Source organism: Phenylobacterium sp., from assembly GCF_030679875.1.
Lineage (GTDB): Bacteria > Pseudomonadota > Alphaproteobacteria > Caulobacterales > Caulobacteraceae > Phenylobacterium.
In genome coordinates, this window is sequence record NZ_JAUXSP010000029.1 from 162,841 (window position 1) to 185,018 (window position 22,178).

Annotated in this window: 23 protein-coding genes; 5 read left to right on the forward strand and 18 right to left on the reverse strand. The window is 67.1% G+C overall.

Translation table 11 applies throughout. From position 1 onward, the window contains the following. Positions 1 to 115: 115 nt before the first annotated feature. The 3 genes from Q8K84_RS16795 to Q8K84_RS16805 all read left to right on the forward strand — a co-directional run bounded on the left by Q8K84_RS16795 (position 116) and on the right by Q8K84_RS16805 (position 5,006). Positions 116 to 1,321, forward strand: a complete 1,206-nt coding sequence (locus tag Q8K84_RS16795) for a dipeptidase (RefSeq protein WP_305283886.1) — start codon at positions 116 to 118, stop codon at positions 1,319 to 1,321. Positions 1,322 to 1,426: 105 nt separating this feature from the next. Continuing rightward, positions 1,427 to 4,318 carry an excinuclease ABC subunit UvrA gene (gene uvrA / locus Q8K84_RS16800; RefSeq protein ID WP_305283887.1) on the forward strand — a complete coding sequence of 964 codons (2,892 nt, stop codon included), beginning with the start codon at positions 1,427 to 1,429 and terminating at the stop codon, positions 4,316 to 4,318. A 76-nt stretch (positions 4,319 to 4,394) separates the two neighbouring features. Beyond that, positions 4,395 to 5,006, forward strand: a complete 612-nt coding sequence (locus Q8K84_RS16805; RefSeq protein WP_305283888.1) for a glutathione S-transferase family protein — start codon at positions 4,395 to 4,397, stop codon at positions 5,004 to 5,006. A gap of 17 nt (positions 5,007 to 5,023) precedes the next feature. Here Q8K84_RS16805 and Q8K84_RS16810 read toward each other — a convergent pair whose 3' ends face one another. Beyond that, on the reverse strand, positions 5,024 to 5,950 hold the full coding sequence (locus tag Q8K84_RS16810) for a hypothetical protein (protein ID WP_305283889.1): 927 nt from the start codon (positions 5,948 to 5,950) through the stop codon (positions 5,024 to 5,026). 125 nt (positions 5,951 to 6,075) lie between these two features. Here Q8K84_RS16810 and trmFO point away from each other — a divergent pair, with 125 nt between their 5' ends. Further along, on the forward strand, positions 6,076 to 7,494 hold the full coding sequence (trmFO, locus tag Q8K84_RS16815) for a methylenetetrahydrofolate--tRNA-(uracil(54)-C(5))-methyltransferase (FADH(2)-oxidizing) TrmFO (protein ID WP_305283890.1): 1,419 nt from the start codon (positions 6,076 to 6,078) through the stop codon (positions 7,492 to 7,494). A gap of 3 nt (positions 7,495 to 7,497) precedes the next feature. On the opposite strand, the gene Q8K84_RS16820 is transcribed toward trmFO, so the two are convergent. From Q8K84_RS16820 to yajC, 6 genes are all read right to left on the reverse strand, one after another. Next, a complete protein-coding gene (locus Q8K84_RS16820) occupies positions 7,498 to 8,190 on the reverse strand; it encodes a squalene/phytoene synthase family protein (RefSeq protein WP_305283892.1) in 693 nt (230 codons plus the stop codon). Positions 8,191 to 8,258: 68 nt separating this feature from the next. Beyond that, positions 8,259 to 8,864: a urate hydroxylase PuuD gene (locus Q8K84_RS16825; protein WP_305283893.1), complete on the reverse strand. Its 606-nt coding sequence runs from the start codon at positions 8,862 to 8,864 to the stop codon at positions 8,259 to 8,261. A 103-nt stretch (positions 8,865 to 8,967) separates the two neighbouring features. Then, positions 8,968 to 9,327 (reverse strand): Mth938-like domain-containing protein, encoded by a 360-nt coding sequence (locus Q8K84_RS16830; RefSeq protein WP_305283895.1) that lies wholly within the window; start codon positions 9,325 to 9,327, stop codon positions 8,968 to 8,970. A 3-nt stretch (positions 9,328 to 9,330) separates the two neighbouring features. Then, on the reverse strand, positions 9,331 to 10,284 hold the full coding sequence (secF, locus tag Q8K84_RS16835; RefSeq protein WP_305283896.1) for a protein translocase subunit SecF: 954 nt from the start codon (positions 10,282 to 10,284) through the stop codon (positions 9,331 to 9,333). An 11-nt stretch (positions 10,285 to 10,295) separates the two neighbouring features. Continuing rightward, positions 10,296 to 11,900 (reverse strand): protein translocase subunit SecD, encoded by a 1,605-nt coding sequence (gene secD, locus Q8K84_RS16840; protein ID WP_305283897.1) that lies wholly within the window; start codon positions 11,898 to 11,900, stop codon positions 10,296 to 10,298. Positions 11,901 to 11,935: 35 nt separating this feature from the next. Further along, positions 11,936 to 12,229, reverse strand: coding sequence for a preprotein translocase subunit YajC (gene yajC / locus Q8K84_RS16845; protein ID WP_305283918.1), 294 nt, complete (start codon positions 12,227 to 12,229; stop codon positions 11,936 to 11,938). A 173-nt stretch (positions 12,230 to 12,402) separates the two neighbouring features. Here yajC and Q8K84_RS16850 point away from each other — a divergent pair, with 173 nt between their 5' ends. After that, positions 12,403 to 13,242: an ATP-binding protein gene (locus tag Q8K84_RS16850; RefSeq protein ID WP_305283898.1), complete on the forward strand. Its 840-nt coding sequence runs from the start codon at positions 12,403 to 12,405 to the stop codon at positions 13,240 to 13,242. 25 nt (positions 13,243 to 13,267) lie between these two features. Here Q8K84_RS16850 and Q8K84_RS16855 read toward each other — a convergent pair whose 3' ends face one another. The 11 genes from Q8K84_RS16855 to Q8K84_RS16905 form a co-directional block, all read right to left on the reverse strand. Continuing rightward, entirely contained in the window at positions 13,268 to 14,557 is a 1,290-nt protein-coding gene (locus Q8K84_RS16855; protein WP_305283899.1) for a peptidoglycan DD-metalloendopeptidase family protein, read from the reverse strand. Between the two features lie 104 nt (positions 14,558 to 14,661). Beyond that, the gene (locus Q8K84_RS16860) at positions 14,662 to 15,321 is read right to left on the reverse strand and encodes a protein-L-isoaspartate(D-aspartate) O-methyltransferase (protein WP_305283900.1); all 660 of its coding nucleotides are present in this window, start codon (positions 15,319 to 15,321) and stop codon (positions 14,662 to 14,664) included. Between the two features lies 1 nt (position 15,322). Beyond that, positions 15,323 to 16,099, reverse strand: a complete 777-nt coding sequence (gene surE / locus Q8K84_RS16865) for a 5'/3'-nucleotidase SurE (protein ID WP_305283901.1) — start codon at positions 16,097 to 16,099, stop codon at positions 15,323 to 15,325. Beyond that, complete coding sequence (serS, locus tag Q8K84_RS16870; RefSeq protein WP_305283903.1) at positions 16,096 to 17,376, reverse strand: serine--tRNA ligase; 1,281 nt, start codon at positions 17,374 to 17,376, stop codon at positions 16,096 to 16,098. The genes surE and serS overlap by 4 nt, the downstream gene beginning before the upstream one ends. A gap of 104 nt (positions 17,377 to 17,480) precedes the next feature. Beyond that, complete coding sequence (gene tatC, locus Q8K84_RS16875; RefSeq protein WP_305283904.1) at positions 17,481 to 18,380, reverse strand: twin-arginine translocase subunit TatC; 900 nt, start codon at positions 18,378 to 18,380, stop codon at positions 17,481 to 17,483. Beyond that, the gene (gene tatB, locus Q8K84_RS16880) at positions 18,377 to 18,934 is read right to left on the reverse strand and encodes a Sec-independent protein translocase protein TatB (protein WP_305283906.1); all 558 of its coding nucleotides are present in this window, start codon (positions 18,932 to 18,934) and stop codon (positions 18,377 to 18,379) included. The genes tatC and tatB overlap by 4 nt, the downstream gene beginning before the upstream one ends. 119 nt (positions 18,935 to 19,053) lie before the next feature. After that, positions 19,054 to 19,266 (reverse strand): twin-arginine translocase TatA/TatE family subunit, encoded by a 213-nt coding sequence (locus Q8K84_RS16885; protein ID WP_305283907.1) that lies wholly within the window; start codon positions 19,264 to 19,266, stop codon positions 19,054 to 19,056. Positions 19,267 to 19,401: 135 nt separating this feature from the next. Then, on the reverse strand, positions 19,402 to 20,055 hold the full coding sequence (gene scpB / locus Q8K84_RS16890) for an SMC-Scp complex subunit ScpB (RefSeq protein ID WP_305283908.1): 654 nt from the start codon (positions 20,053 to 20,055) through the stop codon (positions 19,402 to 19,404). After that, positions 20,052 to 20,867 (reverse strand): ScpA family protein, encoded by an 816-nt coding sequence (locus Q8K84_RS16895; RefSeq protein WP_305283909.1) that lies wholly within the window; start codon positions 20,865 to 20,867, stop codon positions 20,052 to 20,054. The genes scpB and Q8K84_RS16895 overlap by 4 nt, the downstream gene beginning before the upstream one ends. Continuing rightward, positions 20,867 to 21,895 carry a beta-N-acetylhexosaminidase gene (nagZ, locus tag Q8K84_RS16900; RefSeq protein ID WP_305283919.1) on the reverse strand — a complete coding sequence of 343 codons (1,029 nt, stop codon included), beginning with the start codon at positions 21,893 to 21,895 and terminating at the stop codon, positions 20,867 to 20,869. The genes Q8K84_RS16895 and nagZ overlap by 1 nt, the downstream gene beginning before the upstream one ends. Next, the coding region (locus tag Q8K84_RS16905; protein WP_305283911.1) for an SPOR domain-containing protein at positions 21,880 to 22,178 on the reverse strand (299 nt) is incomplete at its 5' end. The genes Q8K84_RS16905 and nagZ, both read right to left, overlap by 16 nt.

The window sequence follows — 22,178 nt, forward strand, 5'->3', positions numbered from 1 at the left end:
GATAGGCGATGAGGGAAAGCGGCGCAAATCTCCGCCGTCAGGGCCGCCCCGCCATTGCGCCGCTCCAGCGGCTGGCCCTAACTGCGCCCTCGACCCATCGAAGGAGTTTCGTCCCGTGTCCCGTCGCGCCCTGTTCGCCAGCATCCTCTTCCTCGCCGCCACAGGCGCCGCCCACGCCCAGACCCCGGCCCAGATGCATGAGCAGGCCATTGTGCTCGACACCCACTTTGACACCCCGGCGAACTTCGGAGTCAGCGGCTGGAGCATCATGGATCGCCACGACTTTGCGGTGGACGGCACCCAGGTGGACTATCCCCGCATGGTCGAGGGTGGCGTGGACGGCGGAGTCTTCGTGGTCTTCACCCCGCAGCGGGGCCGTGACGCCCCGGCCGACATGTGGTCCCGGGACCACGCCCTGACTCGGACCACCGAAATCCTGCAGATGACGGCCCGCCACCACGAGCACTTCGCCCTGGTGACCACGCCGGCCCAGGCCCGCGAGGCCATGGCCGAGGGCAAGAAGTTCGTCTTCATCAGCCTGGAGAACGGCGCCCCGCTGGCCGGGGACCTGTCGCTGATGGAGACCTTCTACAAGCTCGGCGTGCGGATGATGGGGCCGGTCCACTTCGCCAACAACGATCTCGCCGACTCCTCCACAGACCCCAAGGGGCCCGAGTGGGGTGGCCTGAGCGACAGGGGCCGCGCCTTTGTCCGGCACGCCAATGACCTGGGCGTGGTCATTGATCCGAGCCATGCCTCAGACCTCGCCCTCGACCAGATGCTGGACCTGTCCCGGGCCCCGCTGGTCCTGTCCCACTCCGGGGTCAAGGCGGTCTATGACCACCCGCGCAACATCCCCGACGATCTTCTGCGCAAGCTGGCCGACAAGGGCGGCGTCATCCAGATCAACGCCTTCTCCGGCTATATGGTGGAAACGCCACGCATCCCCGAGCGCAACGCCGCCCTGGCCGCCTTGACGGCGAAGTACGGGCCGCAGCGGGACGTGAAGCCCGAGCAGCGCGCCGCCTATCAGGAAGAGCGCGCAGCCATCGAGGCGCAATATCCCCTTCCCCGGGCGAACATGGACGATCTGATGAAGCACATCCTGCATGTGGTCGAGACTGTCGGCGTCGATCATGTGGGCATTTCGGGGGACTTCGACGGCGGCGGTGGGATCGAGGGCTTCGAAGATGTCACCGCCTTCCCCGCCCTCACCGAGCGGCTGGTCGCCGCCGGGTTCTCTCAGGCCGATCTCAACAAGTTCTGGGGCGGCAATCTCTTTCGCGCAATGGAACAGGCCCAGGCCGCTGCGGTCCGCTGAGGGCTCTTTGTTCCCCACTTGTTCTCGTGTTATCTCTGAGTCCCGGCACTACATAGAACCCGGCTGTCTGGAACCTGGGCGGCCGGCAGGGTTTCCAGGACAATCATGGCCGATCAGCTGAACTTCATCCGCGTGCGCGGCGCCCGCGAGCACAACCTCAAGGACGTCAATGTCGACATCCCGCGGGGGGAGCTGGTCGTGCTCACGGGGCTGTCGGGTTCAGGCAAGAGCTCGCTGGCCTTCGACACCATCTATGCGGAGGGTCAGCGCCGCTATGTGGAGAGCCTCTCGGCCTATGCCCGCCAGTTCCTGGAGCTGATGAGCAAGCCGGATGTGGACCTGATCGAGGGCCTGTCGCCAGCCATCTCCATTGAGCAGAAGACCACCAGCCGCAATCCCCGCTCCACCGTCGGCACGGTCACCGAGATCCACGACTATATGCGCCTGCTGTGGGCGCGGGTGGGCATCCCCTATTCGCCGGCCACCGGCCTGCCCATCGAGAGCCAGACCGTCAGTCAGATGGTCGACAAGCTGACCGCCCTGCCCGACGGCGAGCGGCTCTATCTGCTGGCCCCGGTGATCCGTGGCCGCAAGGGCGAGTACCGCAAGGAAATCTCCGAGTGGCAGCGGGCCGGCTTCCAGCGGCTGAAGATCGACGGGACCTTCTACCCGATCGAGGACGCGCCGGCTCTCGACAAGAAGTTCAAGCACGACATCGACATTGTCGTCGACCGGCTGGTCACCCGGGCCGACCAGGAAAGCCGCTATGCCGACAGCCTGGAGACCGCCCTGCGGCTGGCCGACGGCATCGCGACGGCCGAATGGGCCGACGCGGCTGAGGGCGAAACCGCCCCCCGCCAGATCATCTTTTCCGAGAAGTTCGCCTGTCCGGTCTCAGGCTTCTCGATCAGCGAGATTGAGCCGCGGCTGTTCTCGTTCAACAACCCCTTCGGCGCCTGTCCGGCCTGTGACGGCCTGGGCGCCAAGCTCGCCTTCGACGCCGACATGGTGATCCCGGACAAGGAGAAGTCCCTGCACAAGGGCGCCGTCGCCCCCTGGTCCAAAGGGCCCTCGCCCCTCTACACCCAGACCCTGCAGGCGCTGGCCCGCCACTACGACTTCTCCATGGACGAGCCCTGGTGGAAGCTCCCCGACGCCGCCCGGGAGGTCGTGATGCACGGCACCAAGGGCCAGAAGATCCACTTCGTCTATGACGACAACGCCCGCAAGTACGAGGTCAACAAGACCTTCGAGGGCGTCCTGCCCAACCTGGAGCGCCGCTGGCGCGAGACCGACTCCGCCTGGGTGCGCGAGGAGTTGGGACGGTTCCAGTCGGAGACCCCGTGTGAGGTCTGCGCGGGCTATCGCCTGAAGCCCGAGGCCCTCTCGGTGAAGATCGACGGCCGGCACATCGGTGAGATCTCCCGCCTGTCGATCCAACATGCCCGGGAGTGGTTCACGGCGCTGGAGGACCGGCTCTCCGACAAGCAGATGGAGATCGCCCGGCGGATCCTGAAGGAGATCAACGACCGCCTGCGGTTCCTGGTGGATGTGGGGCTGAACTACCTCAACATGTCGCGCAATTCCGGCACCCTGTCCGGCGGCGAAAGCCAACGCATCCGCCTGGCCAGCCAGATCGGCTCTGGCCTGACCGGTGTGCTCTATGTGCTGGACGAGCCGTCCATCGGCCTGCATCAGCGCGACAACACCCGCCTCCTGAACAGCCTGCGCGGCCTGCGCGACCTGGGCAATTCGGTGCTGGTGGTCGAGCACGACGAGGAGGCCATCCTCACCGCCGACTATGTCATCGACATGGGGCCGGCCGCCGGCGTCCATGGGGGCATGATCGTCGCCGAGGGCACGCCTGAGCAGGTGATCGCCAACCCCAAGAGCATCACCGGGCAGTACCTGTCGGGCGTCCGCGAGATCGCCGTGCCCCGCGATCGCCGGCCGATCTCGAAGAAGAAGATGGTCCGCATCGTCGGCGCAAGCGGCAACAATCTCAAGGAGGTCACCGGCGAAATCCCGGTCGGTGTCTTCACCTGCATCACCGGCGTGTCCGGCGGCGGCAAGTCCACCTTCACCATCGAAACCCTCTACAAGGCCGCCGCCCGCCGTCTGCACAACGCCAGCGACGCCCCGGCCCAGCACGAGCGGATCGAGGGACTGGAGAATTTCGACAAGGTCATCGACATTGACCAGTCGCCCATCGGCCGCACGCCGCGATCCAACCCGGCCACCTATACCGGCGCCTTCCAGCCGATCCGCGACTGGTACGCCGGCCTGCCGGAGTCCAAGGCCCGCGGCTATGGCCCGGGGCGCTTCTCGTTCAACGTCAAGGGCGGCCGCTGCGAGGCCTGCCAGGGCGATGGCCTGATCAAGATCGAGATGCACTTCCTGCCCGACGTCTACGTCACCTGCGACGTCTGCAAGGGCAAGCGCTACAACCGCGAGACCCTGGAGATCCAGTTCAAGGGCAAGTCGATCTCCGACGTCCTGGACATGACCGTCGAAGAGGCCGCCGACTTCTTCAAGGCCGTGCCCACGGTGCGCGACAAGATGGAGACCCTGAAGCGGGTCGGCCTCAGCTACGTTAAGGTCGGCCAGCCGGCCACCACCCTGTCGGGGGGCGAGGCCCAGCGGGTCAAGCTGTCCAAGGAGCTGTCGCGCCGCGCGACCGGCCGCACCCTCTACATCCTCGACGAACCCACCACGGGCCTGCATTTCGAGGATATCCAGAAGCTGCTGGAGGTGCTCCACGAACTGGTCGACCAGGGCAACACCATCGTCGTCATCGAGCACAATCTCGACGTCATCAAGACCGCCGACTGGCTGCTGGACTTTGGTCCCGAAGGCGGCGACGGCGGCGGCGAGATCGTCGCGGTGGGCACGCCCGAAGCCGTGGCCGCCCAGCCCGCCAGTTGGACCGGTCGCTACCTCAAGGACGTGCTGGATCGCCACGAACAGCGCCGCCTGGCCCGCCGGAAGAGCGCCTGACGCTACGTCAGGGTTTCCGTAAACGCCTGTTCGAAATAGCTTCGCTTCATTCGTTTAAGTGATTTGGAGCTGACCCATGATCCTCTACGGCGCGCCCATGCCGGCGCCGAACCCGCGCCGCGTCCGGATTTTTCTGGCTGAGAAGGGGATCGATCTCCCCGAGACCACCGTCGACATGCGCAAGCGCGAGCACAAGTCGAGCGACTACCGGGCCAAAAACTCCCTTGGCCAGATCCCCACTCTTGAGCTGGACGACGGATCGACCATTTCCGAGACGGTCGCCATCTGCCGCTATTTCGAAGAAACCAACCCCGAGCCGCCGTTGTTTGGCCGCACGGCCCTGGAGAAGGCCCATGTGGACATGTGGGTCCGCCGGGTCGAGTTCGTGCTGATGATGCCCATCGGCAACTACTGGCGCCACGCCCATCCCTTCACCGCCGCCCTGCTGACCCAGTTCAAGGACTTCGGGGAGTCCAACCGCGAGACCTATGCCGGGGCTCAGAAGTGGCTGGATCGGGAACTGGCCAGCCGGGACTATATCGCCGGCCACGACTTCACCGTCGCCGACATCTGCGCCTTGTCGGCGGTCGATTTCGCCACTTGGATCGGTCTGGAGATCAACCCGGAATACGCCAATCTGACCGCCTGGCATCAACGGGTTAGCGCCCGGCCAAGCGCTTCAGCCTGAGGCCCGCTAAGGTCGGGTCAGGCGTCGTCGTCTGGCCCGATCTCGCCCTCTGGCGGGGCGCTGAAGGCTTGGTAGGCGACCACCTGCGGCGAGAGGATCACGGGATAGTAGATCGCCGTGAGGACCGCGTTGAACATCAGGTACAGCACCGTCTGGGCTGAGATGTAGGCCCCGAACGAACTGAAGTCCGGCTGAAACGCCTCGCCCACGGAGTCTAGGCCGCCCCCCAGGGCTACCGTGACGATCCCGGCCAGGGCCGCAAAGATGACCATGGCGAGAAGACTGACCACGATCACCGTGACCAGGGCCAGAACATAGGCGCCAAACAGCCGCAGAAACCGGCCCCGGGTCAGGGACCAGGACCCGAAGATGACCAGACGTTTCTGGTCGAAGGTCAACACCGGGGCCAGGGACAGGCGCACCAGGACGTAGAGCCACAGCCCCCCGAAAAACAGCATCATCGCGCTACCCACCAGCGTCATCGCGCCCTGCCCCGCCAGGGAGGCCACCGCTGCGGCGATCGCCGCCACCAGGGAGAGCGCCAGAACCCCGCCGATGGTCAGCAGGTAGTAGATCAGGGTGAGCACGATCAGGCGGACCTCGTCGGCGCCGAACCGCAGGTAGCCTCGCTCCGCCCCCTCCATGGGGCGCAGTTGCAGCCGATAGACCGCAGCGGCCGAGACCGAGACGACAAACAGGCCAATCGGCGCCAGGGTGAGGTAGGCTGGCGCCATCTCGCGCATGAATACGGCCATCTCGGCCGGGGACATCTCGGCCGCGTTCTCGGCCTGCTGCAGGACGTCGCCGCCGAGCAGGATCAGGGCCGTCGCGCTGACGAACGACACCAGCAGGTGGAACAGCGCCCAGATCATCACGACCCGCGGATGCTCCCGCGTCAGCCGGAACCCCTCAAAGGCCACGTCACCCGGAGAAAAGTTGGTCATCTCAGCTCCCCGATCCGCGCGTCAAAGGCTTGAAACGCCTTGAGTCGCCGACCATCGGCGGTGAAACTAGGCGCGGGGCCTGTCCACCCGCAAGGCCCGGCTCGCGAAGTGTGCAGATCGTTGCTATGGGGTCGCCCATGAGCCTCACTCCTATTCACGTCATCGGCGGCGGCCTGGCCGGTTCCGAAGCCACTTGGCAGATCGCCCAGGCGGGCGTTCCGGTGGTCCTGCACGAAATGCGCCCAGTGCGCGGCACCGACGCCCACCAGACCGACAAGCTCGCCGAGCTGGTCTGCTCCAACTCCTTCCGCGCCGATGACTGGGCCGGAAACGCGGTGGGTCTGCTGCATGCGGAGATGCGCCGGCTGGACTCCATCATCATGTCCTGCGGGGACGCCCATCAGGTGCCGGCGGGCGGGGCCCTGGCCGTTGACCGCGATGGCTTTGCCGATGCCGTCACCGCACGGCTCCTGGCCCATCCCAATGTCACCCTGGACCGGGGCGAGGTCGCAGGCCTGCCCCCGGCCGAGTGGGACAAGGTGATCATCGCCACGGGACCGCTGACCTCGCCGGCCCTGTCCCAGGCGATCCTCGACCTGACCGGTGAAGGCCAGCTGTCCTTCTTCGACGCCATCGCGCCGATCGTGACGGTGGAGTCGGTGAACATGGACATCTGCTGGCGCCAGTCCCGCTACGACAAGGTGGGCCCAGGCGGCGATGCGGCGGCCTATATCAACTGCCCCATGGACAAGGACCAGTACGAGGCCTTTATCGACGCGCTGCTGGCCGGTCCCAAGTCGGAGTTCAAGGACTGGGAGCACGTCCCCTATTTCGACGGCTGCCTGCCCATCGAGGTCATGGCCGAGCGAGGCCGCGAAACCCCGCGCCACGGCCCCATGAAGCCCGTCGGCCTGACCAACGCCCACAAGCCCGATGAAAAGGCCTATGCGGTCGTTCAGCTGCGGCAGGACAACGCCCTGGGCACCCTGTGGAACATGGTCGGCTTCCAGACCAAGCTGAAACACGGCGCCCAGACCGACATCTTCCGGATGATCCCAGGCCTGGAAAAGGCGGTCTTCGCCCGTCTGGGGGGCCTGCATCGCAACACCTTCATCAACAGTCCGCGCCTGCTGGACGCCACCCTGCGGCTGAAAGCCGAGCCGCGGCTGCGCTTCGCCGGACAGGTGACCGGCGTCGAAGGTTATGTGGAAAGCGCAGCGGTCGGCCTGATGGCCGGGCGCATGGCCGCGGCCGAGCGCCTGGGCGCGCCGATCACGCCGCCGCCGCCAACCACAGCCCTGGGCGCTCTCATCGGTCACATTACCGGCGGGCACCTGGATGGCGGGACTGGCTCCTTCCAGCCCATGAACATCAACTATGGACTGATCCCGCCCCTGGAGAGCCCCAAGAGGGACGCCGAGGGCCGTCGGCTAGGCTCAAAGGAGCGTGGCCGCACCAAGAAGCGCATGGTTGGCGAACGCGCTCTGGCGGACCTCGACGCCTGGATCGGGCAGCCCGTGCTAGAGCATGATGCGGCGGAATAAAGCCTAGATCCGCCCCATCAGCGCCGCCAGGGTGATGCGCCAGCGCTTGCCCACCGGCGAGGGCTCGCGGCCCCTGTCGTAGGCCCTGGCCAGCGTCCCGTGGGCGCCGGCGGGAAAGGCGGCCACCCCTAGCCCCTTGGCCTTTGTCCGCAACGGCGCGGTCATGGCGTCGGGAAGCGGCGGTTCCCCCGCAAGCCTGCGGCGGCCAAGCGCCCAAAGCGCGCCGGCGGCCTCAGCCCTGTCGCCCTCCCCGGCCCCGGCCAGGATGAGCGCCGCCAGCCGCGCGGCTACGCCCGCCGTCTCCTGGGCCAGCAAGACCGCCTCAGCGTCGTCCAGAGGCTCGGGATCGAGCTGGCGATAGCGGGCGTCGATCATGGTCTCCAGGGGCGCTCGCGGCAGCTCCCGGCGGGCGATCACATCGGCCAGAGCCACAGCGGTCGGATGGCGCCGCACCGGCCCCGTCCCATAAGCCTCGTCCAGCACCTCCCGCCACCAGGCCAGCCGGATTTCGCCAAGCAGGGCGTTGGAGGCGACCTTGGGCGCGCGGGCCAATTCATGATCGTAGGCGTAGAGGGTGATGACATCGGCCCTGGCTTGCGGCTCGGCGATCAGCCGGCTCGACAGCCATCGGTCAGGGTCCACCCGGGCCACCAGGGCGTCCAGGTCGTCAGCCGGCGGCGAGGTGTCTTCGTCCATGGCGTCCTGAAATGGAAAGGACCCGCCGAGACGGCGGGTCCTGTGGTCCGGTCGTCTTGACGACGCCCCTAGCCGAAGATGGTCTGGTTCATGGCCATGGTGACCAGCATCGGCAGCGACAGCAGCGTATTGGTGCGCGAGAACAGCATGGCGGTGCGTCCGGCCTTGGCCTTGGCCGCGTCATCGGCCTCGACCATGCCCAGGGCGATCTTCTGGTTCGGCCAGATGAACATCCACACATTCATGAACATGATCAGGGCCAGCCACATGCCCACGCCGATGAAGGTGTGCTGAGCTGAGACGAACCCGCCGACAGCGCCGAGGCTCAGCGCCTCAAGCAGGTAGCCGCGGCTCCAGGCCAGGGCCAGACCGGTGACCACCGTGAACAGGGCGGCCCAGCGGAACCAGAACAGCGCCTCAGGGGCGATGTACTTGCTGATCGCCGGCTTCAGTTCAGCCGGGATGTCCGGCATTTTGCGGATCTGGACGAAGTTGAAATAGTAGAGCAGCCCGATCCAAAGGATGCCGATCGCCACGTGGGTCCAGCGCAGCACCGCCTGGACGAAGATCACGTCGGCGCTCCCGTTGTGGACCAGGTAGCCGACAATCATGACGAGCGAGAGCAGGAAGCTCACGATCATCGTATTGCGGAAGTTTGACAGCAGACCCTGCATAGCGTTTTCCCCGTTTCTGGCTCTGGCCTATAGCCGCGCTCGCCGGGGCGCAAGTCAGTGCGTGACGTCCCAGCCCAGGCGCAACCTGGCGCCATGGCCTAGCTCACATGGCGATCAGCGCACATGCAAGCCTTCGGCCTTGGGCGGTCAGGACATTGTAGGTGCGGGAGGCCGCTGCGGTGTCCATGTATTCGAGGCCGATGCCGCCCTTCTGGAGCAGGTCGCGGACCGCCCTCGGCGGCAGCGCGTTCGCCGCCCCGGTCCCTAGCAGCAGGAATTCAATCTCCCGGGCGCCGGCGGCGAAAACCGGATAGAGCGAATCCGGCGTGACCTCATCCAGACGCCCGATCGGCCAAGCCGCGGCGACATCTGAGACGATGAGCAGCGAGCCCGGCCGCCAGACCCCCGACACGCGGAAGCCCCCGGGACCAAAGCTGTCCAGGCTGGGAGCGTCCCGCGCCACGCCTTAGGTGCGCACCGGCAGGGGCGTGGCCTCTTCCTCGCCCCGTTTGACGCCCCACAGGAGAATGATCGGCGCGGCGACGTAGACGGAGGAATAGGTCCCGATCACCACGCCGAAGATCATGATCACCGAGAAGCCAAACAGGGTTGGACCGCCGAAGATCGCCAGGGCGCCCAGGGCGAGAATCGTCGTCAGGCCGGTGATGATGGTCCGCGAGAGGGTCTCGTTGATCGTCAAATCGATCACCTCAGCCAGGGGCATGACCTTGAACTTGCGGAGGTTCTCTCTCAGGCGGTCGAACACGACGACAGTGTCATTCATCGAATAGCCGATGATGGTCAGGATGGCGGCGATGCTGGTGAGGGAGAATTCCAGGTCCATCACGGCGATCAGCCCAAAGGTCAGCACCACGTCATGGAGCAGGCCGATGACGGCCCCGACCCCGAACTGAAGTTCGAACCGGAACCAGATATAGATCAGCATCAGAGCAATGGCGAAGCCCAGGGCCAGCAAACCGTTCTGGAACAATTCCCCGGACACTTTGGGGCCGACGACCTCGGTCTTGGCGAAGACCACCTCGCCCAGGGCGGCGGTCAGCGCGGCCTTGACCTCTTCGATGGCCTGCCCCGAACTCTCGCCCTCTGGGGTCTGGAACCGAACCAGGGCTGAGGACGGCGCGCCAAAGGCCTGCACCTGGACATCGCCAAGCTCCAGACCGCCCAATTCGGCGCGGACCCGGCTGAGATCGACGGCCTGGGGCGCCGTGGAAATTTCCAGCAGGGTGCCGCCCTTGAAGTCGATGCCGCAGTTCAGGCCGCCGCAGGGGGGCGTCAGGGGATAGAGCGCCAGGAAGATCGACGCCAAGGCCGCGACGATGGAGGCGACGCCCGCATATTTGGCGAAGGCCACGAACCGGAAGTTCGTTTTCGCAGGCAGGATTTTGATCAGGGGCCACATGGTTCGCAACCTCAGACGATCGGCAGGGTCTTGGGCCGCTTGGCCCGGAACCACAGGGCCAGCAGGACCTGGGTGACGAGCACCGCGGTGAAGACCGAGGTGAGGACGCCGATCGACAGCGTCCAGGCGAAGCCCCTGACCGGACCCGATCCGAACTGGAACATGATCAGGGCGGCCAGGATGGTGGTGACATTGGCGTCGATGATGCTGCTCATCGCCTTGGAGAAGCCGGCGTCCATGGCCGAGATGGCGGTCCGACCGGCCCTGATCTCGTCGCGCATTCGCTCATAGATCAGCACGTTGGCGTCGACGGCGACGGCGAGTGTCAGGATCAGACCCGCGATGCCCGGCAAGGTCAGGGTCGCCTGGGTCACCGACATGATGGCGATGATCATCAGGGCGTTGACCAGCAGGGCGATCACCGAAATGCCGCCAAACAGGCCCCCATAGGCCACCACCATGAAGACCAGGATGGTGATGAACCCGATGGTGGTGGAAATCTGACCCGCGCGGACCGCGTCGGCGCCAAGCTCGGCGCCCACGGTGCGCTGTTCTTCCACGGTGAGCGGCGCAGGCAGGGCGCCGGCCCGCAGCAGGACGGCCAGGTCGTTGGCGCTTTCTGGCGTGAAGCTGCCGCTGATCTGGCCGTTGCCGCCGGTGATGGCGCTGCGGATGACCGGAGCGGAGATCACCTTGCCATCAAGGACGATGGCGAAGCGCTGGCCGATATTCTGGGCGGTGGCCTCGCCGAACCGGCGGGCGCCCAGGCTGTTGAAGCGGAAATTGACCACGGCCTCGCCGGTCTGGGCGTCGAAACCCTGGCTGGCGTCGGTGAGCATCTCCCCTGACACCAGGGCCCGGCGACGGACGACGATGAACGGGTTCAGCCCGTCTTCGCTGGGCAGGACTTCGGAGCCGGGGGGCGCCCGTCCCTCAGCGGCGGCGGCCAGATCGGCGCTCTCATCCACCATCTGGAAGGTCAGTTTGGCGGTCTGGCCGATGACGTTCTTCAGCCGCTCGGGATCGCTCTCGCCTGGGGCCTGAACCACGATCCGGTCCACGCCCTGCCGGATGATGGTCGGCTCGCGCGTGCCCAGTTCGTCAATACGCCGACGAATGATCTCGATCGATTGCTCGACGGCCTTGGCCGCCTCCGCATTCATCGCCTCCTCGACGAAGGCGATGCGGACGCCCGCCGCGCCGTTGTTGCGCACGGTGAGGTCCCGACCGCCTGCGGCGCCGGGGAGAACCGTGCCCAAGGTGTTGCGCAGGACCCTGACCGCATCGTCCCGGCGGGCGGGATCAGTGGTGCGAAGCGTGATTTCCCCGCCTTGCTGGCGCAGTTCGGTAAAGGCGATGCCCTCACCGTTCAGGGTCACGCGGGTGTCTTCCAGCGTATTGACCAGACGCTCGGCCCGCAGGGCCTCGGTGTCCACCTCAAGCAGGAGGTGAGACCCTCCTTGCAGATCGAGACCCAGGTTCAGTTGCTGGCGCGGGAAAAACCCTGGCATGGAATCCAGGGTCTGCTGCGACAGCATGTTCGGAACGGAGAATAGAACGCCGAAAATCGCCGCCAGAACGACGGCGATAATCTTCCAGCGCGACAGGGTCATCATGAGGCGAGACCGCCCTTATGTTGGCGCAGGATCAATCAGGACTTGGAGTCGTTGGCCGGCGCCGGCTCGCCCCGGACCCGGACCTCAGCGATCATGGTCCGCACGACCTTAACGGTCACGCCGGTGGCGATTTCAAGGCCGACTTCCTTGTCCTCGACCCGAACGACCTTGCCCAGCATGCCGCTGGACAGGACGACCTGATCGCCGCGCTTGAGTTCGGCCACCATCTGCTGGTGGGCCTTCATCCGACGCTGCTGCGGACGGATCATCAGGAAATAGAACAGGACGACCAGCAGGATCAGCGGCAGGAACTGGAGGATCATATCCATAGGGCCAGCCGCGGCGGCGGCGCCGGCGGTCTGGGCGTAGGCGGGGGTGGCGAACATGGCCTCTCCGGCAAGTGTTCAAGGGCCGGTGCGTCGGCCCCTCTCTTTAAGTCGGCGGAAGCTATGCGCTGGCGCCCCCTTTTGCAATGCGAGCCCGAGGGTTAAGCAGCCAAGTCATGGATCAAGACCTTCGCCCCCTCCTCGCCCGCATTGCTGACGCCCTGGAACGGCTGGCGCCGCCAGCCTCGCCGCGGGCCGACTTCACGGGCGGGCGGCTGTTTCGCCATGATCCGCAGAGCGGCGGTTTTCATCCCGCACCGGACTACCCCCTAGGGCTCGACGCCCTGGTGGGGATCGAGCGGCAGAAGGATCGCTTCCTGGAGAACCTGGAACGCTTCGCCCGGGGCCTGCCGGCCAATCATGTCCTGCTGTGGGGGGTCCGGGGAACCGGCAAGAGCTCCATCGCCAAGGCCGCCTTCATGACCGTGGCCAAAGCCCGCGGCGACCTGAAGCTGGTCGAGGTCGACCGCGACCAGGTCACCGCCCTGCCCGCCCTGTTCGACGAACTGCGGGGCCGGGACGAACGGTTCGTCGTCCTCTGCGACGATCTGTCGTTCGAAGAAGGGGCCGCGGCGGCCAAGGCGCTGAAATCCGCCCTTGAGGGCGGCGTGTCAGGTCCGCCGGCCAATGTTCTATTCGTGGCCACCTCTAACCGACGCCACCTGATGCCCAGGGGCCACCACGAAGAGCGCGGCCTGATCGCCACGGCCGAAGACGCCGAGGAAGAGGTCAGCGTGTCCGACCGGTTTGGCCTCTGGATCGGCTTTCCGCCCATGGACCAGCCCACCTATCTGCAGGCGGTCAGGGCCTATGCCGAGCGCCACGGATTGACCGATCCAGACCTCGACCGCCGCGCCCTGCAGTGGGCGCAGCTGCGCGGGGCCAGATCAGGCCGGGTCGCCTGGCAGTTCATCCGCGATCTGGCCGGCGCCCAGGGCAAGAGCCTGCCCCTCTGAGGACGCAGGCTCCGCCAGCGAGCGCCTACTGCGGCAGGACCAGCATGGGATCGATCGGGCGGGCTCGATCCTGTGGCGTGGGGGCGAATCGCACCTCGAAGTGCAGTTGGGGCTCGCCGACCTCGCCGGTGGCGCCAGCCTGGCCGATCTGCTGACCCTGGCTGATCTTGTCCTGCATCTTCACATCGATCCGCGCCAGGTGGCCATAGGCGGTGACCCAGCCGTCGGCATGCTTGATCAGCACCAGATTGCCGAAACCCGGCACCTGATCGCCGCCATAGACCACGTCGCCAGCCGCTGAGGCGCGGACGGCCTCGCCAGACCGGGCGCGAATGTTGACCCCGTCATTGCGCTGCCCAGTGCCCTTGGGACCAAAGGTGGACAGGATGTCCCCGCGCAGGGGCCATACGAAGCGGCCCCGGCCGAGCTGGGCCACCTGGGCGTCGGCCGGCGTCCGGCTGCTCGGCACGATGGGCGCAGGGGCTGCCGGGGCAGGCGCCGCCGGTCGCGGCGCAGGGGTCGGAGCCGGCGCCGGTGTTGAAGCCGGCGGACGGGCTGCAGGCGGCGCTGCGGGCGGCGGTGAAGCAGCCGGAGGCGTCCAGGCGGGGGCGGAGCGAGTGACTGGCACGCGGACGGTGCTGGTGACCGGTCCGGTGTCTCGGAAGCCCTCGGGTAGCAGCAGCCGCTGGCCGGGACGGATCACGTCGTTCAGCTCCATCTCGTTGGCGTCGGCAATGGCCAGGCCATTGACACTGAAGCGCCGGGCGATGGCGAACAGGGTGTCGCCGCTGGCCACCACATAGGCCTTGGTCGTGCTCGACGGCCCCTTCAGAACCTGGCCCGGGCGGATCACATAGTTGGGCGCGCTGAGATTGTTGTCGGCGGCCAGTTGATCGCGGCTCGTCGAGAGCTTGCGGGCGATGCCGTAGACCGTGTCGCCGGCCGCGACCGTATAGCTCTGCGGGGGACCGTCGGCGTCCACCACCTGGCCGGTGGCCGTGGTGCGGGTGACGGTCTCGTATTCCTGGGCCGGCGGTGGCGGCGGGGGCGGATAGCTGTCACCGGGACGCGGCTGGGCGGAAGGCAAGGGATCCAGCGGCCGCGACTCGATGGGGCTGGTGGGCTGGGCGCTGGGCGGCGAGGTTTGATCGCCAGGCGTCTGGGTCGCCGGCGGCGTCCCCTGCATGTCCGGGCCCTGGCGCACCGGGAAGTTGGGCCGAACCTGCTCGACCCCCTCGCTCTGATAGGTGGAACAGGCCGCCAGCACGCTGCCGGCGAGCAGGACCAGAGCCGTACGGGAAAGGAAGTGCGTCATGGCCGCTCCATGGGACAGGTTCTGACTCAGTCGGGGTCTTGAGGTTAACGGTGGGTTAAGGCCGACACCCGGGCCATCCCACAACAGGCGCAAATCAGTGTCGCTCAGAGTTCCCGGGCGACGCCGTCGAGAAGGGGTACAAAGCGAACATCACCCAGATCCTCCACCACGAAACCGCCCTTTCCGTCGCCGCAATAGCGCCGGAGACTCTGGACGGGGCCGCGTCCGATGGGGGCGACCAGAATGCCGTGGGGCTTGAGCTGAGCCAACAGGGCCACAGGTTCATCTGGGGCTGCGGCTGTGACCATAATACGGTCGAAAGGGGCCTGTTCGGGCCATCCGAGGCCCCCATCGCCAAAGCGTGTGATGACATTGGTCAGACCCAGAGCCTTGAACCTGGCCTCTGCCTCCGCCAGCAGAGTGCGGTAGCGCTCGACTGTATAGACCAGTCTGGCCAGCCGGGAGAGGATGGCCGTCTGGTATCCGGAGCCCGTACCGATCTCCAGCACCCGGGCCCGGGGCTCGATCTTCAGGGCCTGGGTCATCAGCCCGACGATGAAGGGCTGGCTGATGGTCTGGCCACAGGCGATAGGCAGGGCAGAGTCCTCAAAGGCCCGCTCCTGGAACAGGTCCGGGGTGAACATCTGCCGCGGCGTCGCCTCAAGGGCCTTCAGCACCTTGGCGTCACTCACCCCTTGCGAGCGCAGGGCCAGCACCAGGCGGGCCAGGCGGGTCTCGGGGCTGTCGTCAGGGTCCTGCGCCATCTCAGGCCTTCGGAGGAGCGCCACCCAGCACCCCACGCATCTTGAAGACGGTTTCGGCGTGGGTCAGGTCGATGTGCAGGGGGGTGACCGATATCTTGCCCTGGTAGATGGCCCGCAGATCGGTGCCGTCTGCCGGCTCGGAGCGCTCCTGGCGGAAGCCCATCCAGTAGTAGTCGCGGCCCCGAAGGTCGCTCCGGCGCTCGGCGTGGCGGACCTGGACGTCCCGGAACCCCTGGCGGGTCACCTCGACCTCGGTGATCTCGGAGATCGGCCGGTTGGGGAAGTTCAGGTTCATCACCACGTCCTTCGGCCAGCCGATCTCCAGCAGGCGCTTGACGATGCCCGGGGCGAAGACCTCGGCGGCCTCGAAGAAGGGTTCATGGGGCTTGGGGCCGCCGGTCTGGGACAGGGCGATGGCCGGGACGCCCATGGCCATGCCCTCGATGGCGCCGGCCACGGTGCCGGACATGGTCACGTCCTCGGCGATATTGGCGCCGCGATTAACCCCGGACAGGACGAGGTCGGGCTTGGCGCCCTTGATCAGCTCGCTCATGCCCAGCATCACGCAGTCGGTGGGCGTGCCGCTGACGGCGAACCTGCGCGCATCAAGCTCACGGACCCGCACGGGCTCCGACAGGGTCAGGGCCCGGGAGGCGCCGGACTGTTCGTATTCCGGGGCGACGATCCAGATGTCGTCCGACAGCTGGCGGGCGATCCGCTCCAGGGCCTCCAGACCCTCGGCGTGAATCCCGTCGTCATTGGTCAGCAACAGCCTCATGCGCCCGCCTCGATCCGGGTCAGCCCGCCCATATAGGGATGCAGGGCCTGGGGAATGGCGATGGCGCCGTTCTCATCCTGATAGTTTTCCAGAATGGCCACCAGGGTGCGGCCGACGGCCAAGCCCGAGCCGTTCAGGGTATGGACGATGCGCGTCGCCTTGTCGCCGGCGGCCTTGGTGCGGGCGTTCATCCGACGGCCCTGGAAATCCCCGCAGTTGGAGCAGGAGCTGATCTCGCGATAGCGCCCCTCCGACGGGATCCAGACCTCCAGGTCATAGGTCTTGCGGGCCGAAAAGCCCATGTCGCCTGAGCAGAGAAGCATGGTGCGGAAGGGCAGCTCAAGCGCCTTCAGGACAGCCTCGGCGCAGCCGACCATTCGTTCGTGTTCGGCGTCCGACTGGTCGGGCGTGGTGATGGAGACCAGCTCCACCTTCTGGAACTGGTGCTGGCGGATCATGCCGCGGGTGTCGCGGCCCGAGGCGCCGGCCTCGGACCGGAAGCAGTGGGTGAGCGCCGTCAGCCGCAGGGGCAGTTCCTCGGTCGGCGTGATCTGGTCGCGCACGAGGTTGGTGAGCGACACCTCAGCGGTGGGGATCAGCCAGCGGCCGTCCTCGGTGTGGAACAGATCCTCGGCGAACTTCGGCAGTTGTCCTGTCCCGAACACCGCCTCGTCGCGCACCAGCAGGGGCGGTGAGACCTCGAGGTAGCCGTGCTCACGGGTCTGAAGGTCGAGCATGAACTGGCCGAGCGCCCGTTCCAGCCGGGCGAGCTGGCCCTTGAGCACGACGAAGCGCGAGCCGCTCATGCGCGCGGCGGCCTCGAAATCCATCAGGCCGAGGGTCTCGCCCAGATCCACATGGTCCTTGGGCGAGGCGATGGCGAAGGGCTCGCCCCAGCGGCGGACCTCCTGGTTGTCATTCTCGTCGGCGCCGACGGGCACGTCGGGGGCCGGCAGGTTGGGCAGGCCGGCCAGCAGGTCGCGCAGGGCCTCGCCGGTCTCGCGTTCGACCTGGCCTTGGGACTCCAGAACGCCCTTGAGCGCCTCGACCTCAGCCATCAGGCGCGAGGCCTCGGCCTCGTCCTTGCGGCCCTTGGCCTGGCCGATCTGCTTGGACAGGTCATTGCGGCGGCTCTGGGCCTCCTGCAGGGCGGTCTGGGCGGCGCGCAGGACAGCGTCGAGCTCCAGCGCATGGGCCGCGACTCCGGACCGGCTCTTCGCGCTCCAGGCCTGTTCATAGAGATCGGGATTTTCCCGAATGGCCTTGATGTCGTGCATGGGCGCGCCGGCGATCTTTGGGGAGTGAGCGGCCTTCTCTAGAGCGCGTCGGGCATGGGGCCAAGCCCCGCGCCCACCTTAGCCTTGAGGAGATTGGCCTTGGACTAGGTTGGGATGACGTCCTTGCCCTGAGCTTCTTCGTCCCGCTGGCGGCGGCGCTCCATCAGGCGCACGCACCAGATGGAGATTTCGTAGAGCAGGATGATGGGGATGGCCAAGGAGAGCTGGCTGATCGGGTCCGGCGGGGTGACGATGGCCGCGACGATGAACACGCCGAGGATCGCGTAGCGTCGTCCGGTCCGCAGCATCTGGGCGTTCACGATTCCGGTCAGGGCCAGCAGGGTCAGGACCACCGGCAACTGGAAGCACAGGCCAAAGGCCAGCAGCAGGGTGGTGACCAGGGTCAGATAGTCCGAGACCTTGGGCAGGAGCTCCACCGTCACCGCGGCGTCGCCGACGATCTGCTGGGACAGGGAGAACCACAGGACGAAGGGCAGGATCATGTAATAGACCAGCGCCGCCCCCAGCAGGAACAGCCCCGGCGCCGCGGCCAGAAACGGCAGGAAGGCCCGGCGCTCGCGCTTGTAGAGGCCTGGCGCGACGAAGGCGTAGACCTGCCAGGCCAGCACCGGGAAGGTGACGATCACCGCGCCGAAGGCCGCCAGCTTCAGCTTGGTGAAGAAGAATTCCAGCGGGGCGGTGAAAACCAGCCGCAGCCGCTCTCCCCCCTCAGGAACATCGGTGAACCCGGCCATGGCGGACATCATGGCGAAGGGGCCGTGGCCCCCGCCAGCCGTCTCGGCGGCCATCAGCCGCGCGGCCACCTCAAAGGGGTGCAGCAGAAAGATGTAGATCGGCTCGGAGAAGGCGAAGCAGAGCACGAACCCTGCGCCGAACCCGGCGATGCAGATGATCAGGCGTTTGCGCAGCTCAACCAGATGATCGAACAGCGGGGCGCGGGAGGATTCGATTTCCCGCTCGTCGTCGTCCTCGATGGTGCTCACGCCTTGTCTCCGGCCGACTTGGCGCCGGCGGGCTTGGCCCGGCTGGCCCGCGGCTTGGGCGGAGCCTTTTCGGCGGCCTGATCAGAGGTCTTCGCTGCGGCCCTGGCGCGCGGCGCCTTGGCTTCCGCCTTCGGCGTCGTGGGGGCGGGACCTGGGCTCGCCCGATCCGGCTCCACGGTTTCAGTCATTTCCCCAGGCTCGGCCAGGGACTGGCTGCCAGCATAGGGGGCGCTCATGGGCGGGTGCATCTGAATGTCCCCATGGGCGAGGCCGTCCTCGATCTCCCGCATGACCGTCTGGGCGTCCGTCCGCCCCATCTCGTCATCCAGAATCTTGCCGCTACGCAGTGCCTCGACCTCCTTGCGCAGATCGTCGAGCTCGGATTGGCGGCCCATCTCGTCGAAACTGGCCCGGAATTCCGCCGCCATGCCCCGCAGGCGCGCGGTGAACTGGCCCAGCCGGCGCATAAGCATGGGCAGGTCTTTTGGCCCTACCACCACCAGGGCGACAATGCCGATGAGCAGGAGCTCGCCTGCGCCGATATCGGGAAGCATGATGGTTCTTGCCTAGAGCGCGTGGGGCGAATGTGAGAGCGGTTCGCCGGGGAGGCGCTCTACACCCTTTGAATCTAGAGCACGATGGTCAGGGCCGGCCAGGCCGGCCCCCGGCGCGATCAGTTGCGGATTTCGTCCTTTTCCCGCTCGGGAATGGTCTTGACGACGTCCGGCTTGGCCTCTTCGGCGTCTTCATTTTTCAGGCCGTCGCGGAAGGCGCGAATGCCCTTGGCCGCGTCGCCCATGACCGCCGAAATCTTGCCGCGCCCCCCGAAGAGAAGTGCGAAAACGACCAGAACGATCAGCCAATGCCAGATCGAGAACGAGCCCATAAGGCGAAACTCCTATGTTGAGCGGCCACTGGCGACCGCGTCGCCACCCCTCAATTCCAGATCAATATAACGAGTAAGCCCCCCATGCGCCAAGGCGAGGGGCGAGGCTTTTGAGCCGGCGGGCTCACATTCCGGTCAGGATGGCGGTGTGTCGTCGTCCCCGCCCAGGAAATCGGTGTGAAATTCCGGCGCCTCATCGCTCGTATCGAGGGGATCTTCGTCTGATCGAGCTGCCGTGGGATCGGGCACTGAGAAGTCTGCGGGAAGATCCAGGCTCAGCAGGCCGGCGGCCTTCATTTCCGCCATGCCCGGCAAATCCCCCAGGCTCGCCAGCCCATAGTGCTCCAGGAAGGCGTCGGTGGTGCCATAGGTGACGGGTCGGCCTGGGGTGCGGCGACGCCCGCGCATGCGAACCAGGCCCAGCTCCAGCAGAACGTCCAGGGTGCCCTTGCTGGCCGCCACGCCCCGCACGGACTCGATCTCGGCCCGGGTCACCGGTTGGTGATAGGCGATGATGGCCAGGGTCTCCTGGGCCGCCTTGGACAGGCGTCTCGGCTCCTCCCGCTCCTCGGTCATCAGATAGGCGAGGTCGGCGGCGGTCTGGAACCGCCAGCGGTCCGCCACGCAGGCCAACTCCACCCCGCGGCCGGCATAGCGGGCCTTCAGGGCCATCAATCCGGCCCCGACATCGGCCTCGGCCGGCAGGCGCTGGGCCAGATCAGCGGCGCTCAGGGGGCCGGCGGCGGCGAACAGCAGGGCCTCGATCGCGCGCTCCACGGCCTCGCTCATGGGGCGGCCTCGCCGTGACGGGCCCGTAAATAGAGGTCAGCGAAGGCATCGAGCTGGCGGGCCTCAAGAGCGCCCTCCTTCACCAGTTCCAGGCTCGCAGACAGGGTCGAGGCAAGATAGGAGGCCCTGGATGGTCCCTCCCCCGCACCAGCCCGCATCGGCGCCACCCCAGAGAGCGGCGTCCAGCGCTCCAGCTCCGGCAACAGCCCGCGCAGGCGCTCCCGGGCGGCCTCCAAGGGATAGGCCCTCGGCGGCCGCGGGGTGTAGCGGCGGCTCTCATCGCGACGCCGCTGGTCAAGATAGGAGTCCATCAGGCTGTAGAGATCGCCTTCGAGGCGCATGGACGGAATGATGCGGATGGCTTGCGGATCGCCACGGCCGAAGATCTCGCGGCCGAGTTGCGGCCGATCCTTCAAGGCGTCAGCCGCCCGGCGCATGGCGTCCAGCTTGGCCAGCCGGTAGGCCAGCTGCGCGGCCATCTCCTCGGCCGGCGGCTCCTCAGCCTGGGGCCGCTCGGGCTTGGGCAGCAGGAGGCGGGATTTCAGATAGGTCAGCCAGGCGGCCATGACGAGGTAGTCCGCCGCCAGGGAGAACCGCAGACGCCGCGCCTGATGGACAAAGGTCAGATACTGCTCGGCGAGCTTCAGGACCGACAGCTTGAGCAGGTCCACCTTCTGCGTGCGGGCGAGCGCCAGAAGCACATGCAGCGGGCCCTCATAGCCGTCCACATCGATGATCAGCGCCTCGCCGTCCTCGGCCGCGGTCGCCGCGGCCTCGAAGTCCAGGTGGGGCTGGAAGCCTTGCCCGCTCATCAGCCGGCGTCGAACGCCGCCTCGAACCGGGCGCGGGCCTCGGCGAGGTCGAGGGGCTCAGGTCGCTTGGCGAGCCGTGCAAGCGCGGCTTCGGCCCGGCGCCTGGCCTTTCCGGAAAGCTTTCCACAGGCCTCGGCGATGGGCGCCATCTCCGCCATGTCGCCATTGCAGTGGAGCACGACATCACAGCCGGCGGCCAACGAGTCCCTGGTTCGCGCCTTGAAGTCCCCAGAGAGCGCCTTCATCGACAGGTCGTCGCTCATCAGCAGGCCCTGAAACCCGATGGAGTCGCGGATGATGTGCTTGATCGCCTTGCGCGACGTCGTCGCCGGCCGCTTGGGATCGATGGCCGAATAGACCACGTGTGCGGTCATCGCCATGGGCATGTCTGAGAGCACCCGGAAGGGCGCAAAGTCGACCAGGTCCAGCTCTTCCAGGGCGGCGTCAACCACCGGCAGGTCGAGATGGCTGTCGGCCATGGACCGGCCGTGACCGGGGATATGCTTGATGATCGGCAGGACGCCGCCGGCGATCAGCCCCTCGGCGGCGGCGCGGCCCAGCAGGGCGACCTCCTCGGCGGTGTCGCCATAGGCGCGGTCGCCGATGACGTCATGGGCGCCGGCCTGGGGCACGTCCAGCACCGGGACGCAGTCAGCGTTGATCCCCAGCGCCGCCAGATCATGGGCCATCAGCCGGGCGCCCAGCCGGGCGATCTCCCGGCGCAGCAGCGGGTCGTTGCCGGGCAGCTGTCCGTAGGCGCGGCCGGGCGGATAGACCGGCCAATGCGGCGGACCCAGTCGTTGGACCCGGCCGCCCTCCTGGTCGATCAGGATCGGGGCGTCCTCACGCCCGACCGTCTCGCGCAGGGCGTCGACCAGACGCTTGACCTGATCGGGGCTCTCCACATTGCGCTTGAAGAGGATGAAGCCCCACGGCCTGACGTCGGCGAAGAAGGCTGCCTCCTCCGCCGTCAGTTCAAGGCCCGCGCAGCCGAAGATGCAGGCGCGGAGGCTCACCGGACGAAACAGCTGCGGCCGGCCGCCTTCAGCCGGTCGCAATAGGCGCTCGCCTCGGTCCGCGAGGCGAAGCCCGTGACATAACCGCGATAGAGGGTCTTGCCGTTGCTCTCCACGGGCTCGACCCGCTTGCCCTTGCCTGAGGCAGAGTCCGGCAAGGCGCGCATGGCGTCGTTCCATCCGGCGTCAGCCAGGGCCTCGGAGGAAAAGGCGCCCACCTGCACCATGGCGCCGCCCGTGGCGACGGCCGCCGGAGCCGGCGCCTTGGGTTGCGGCGCCGCGGGCGCAGGCGCGC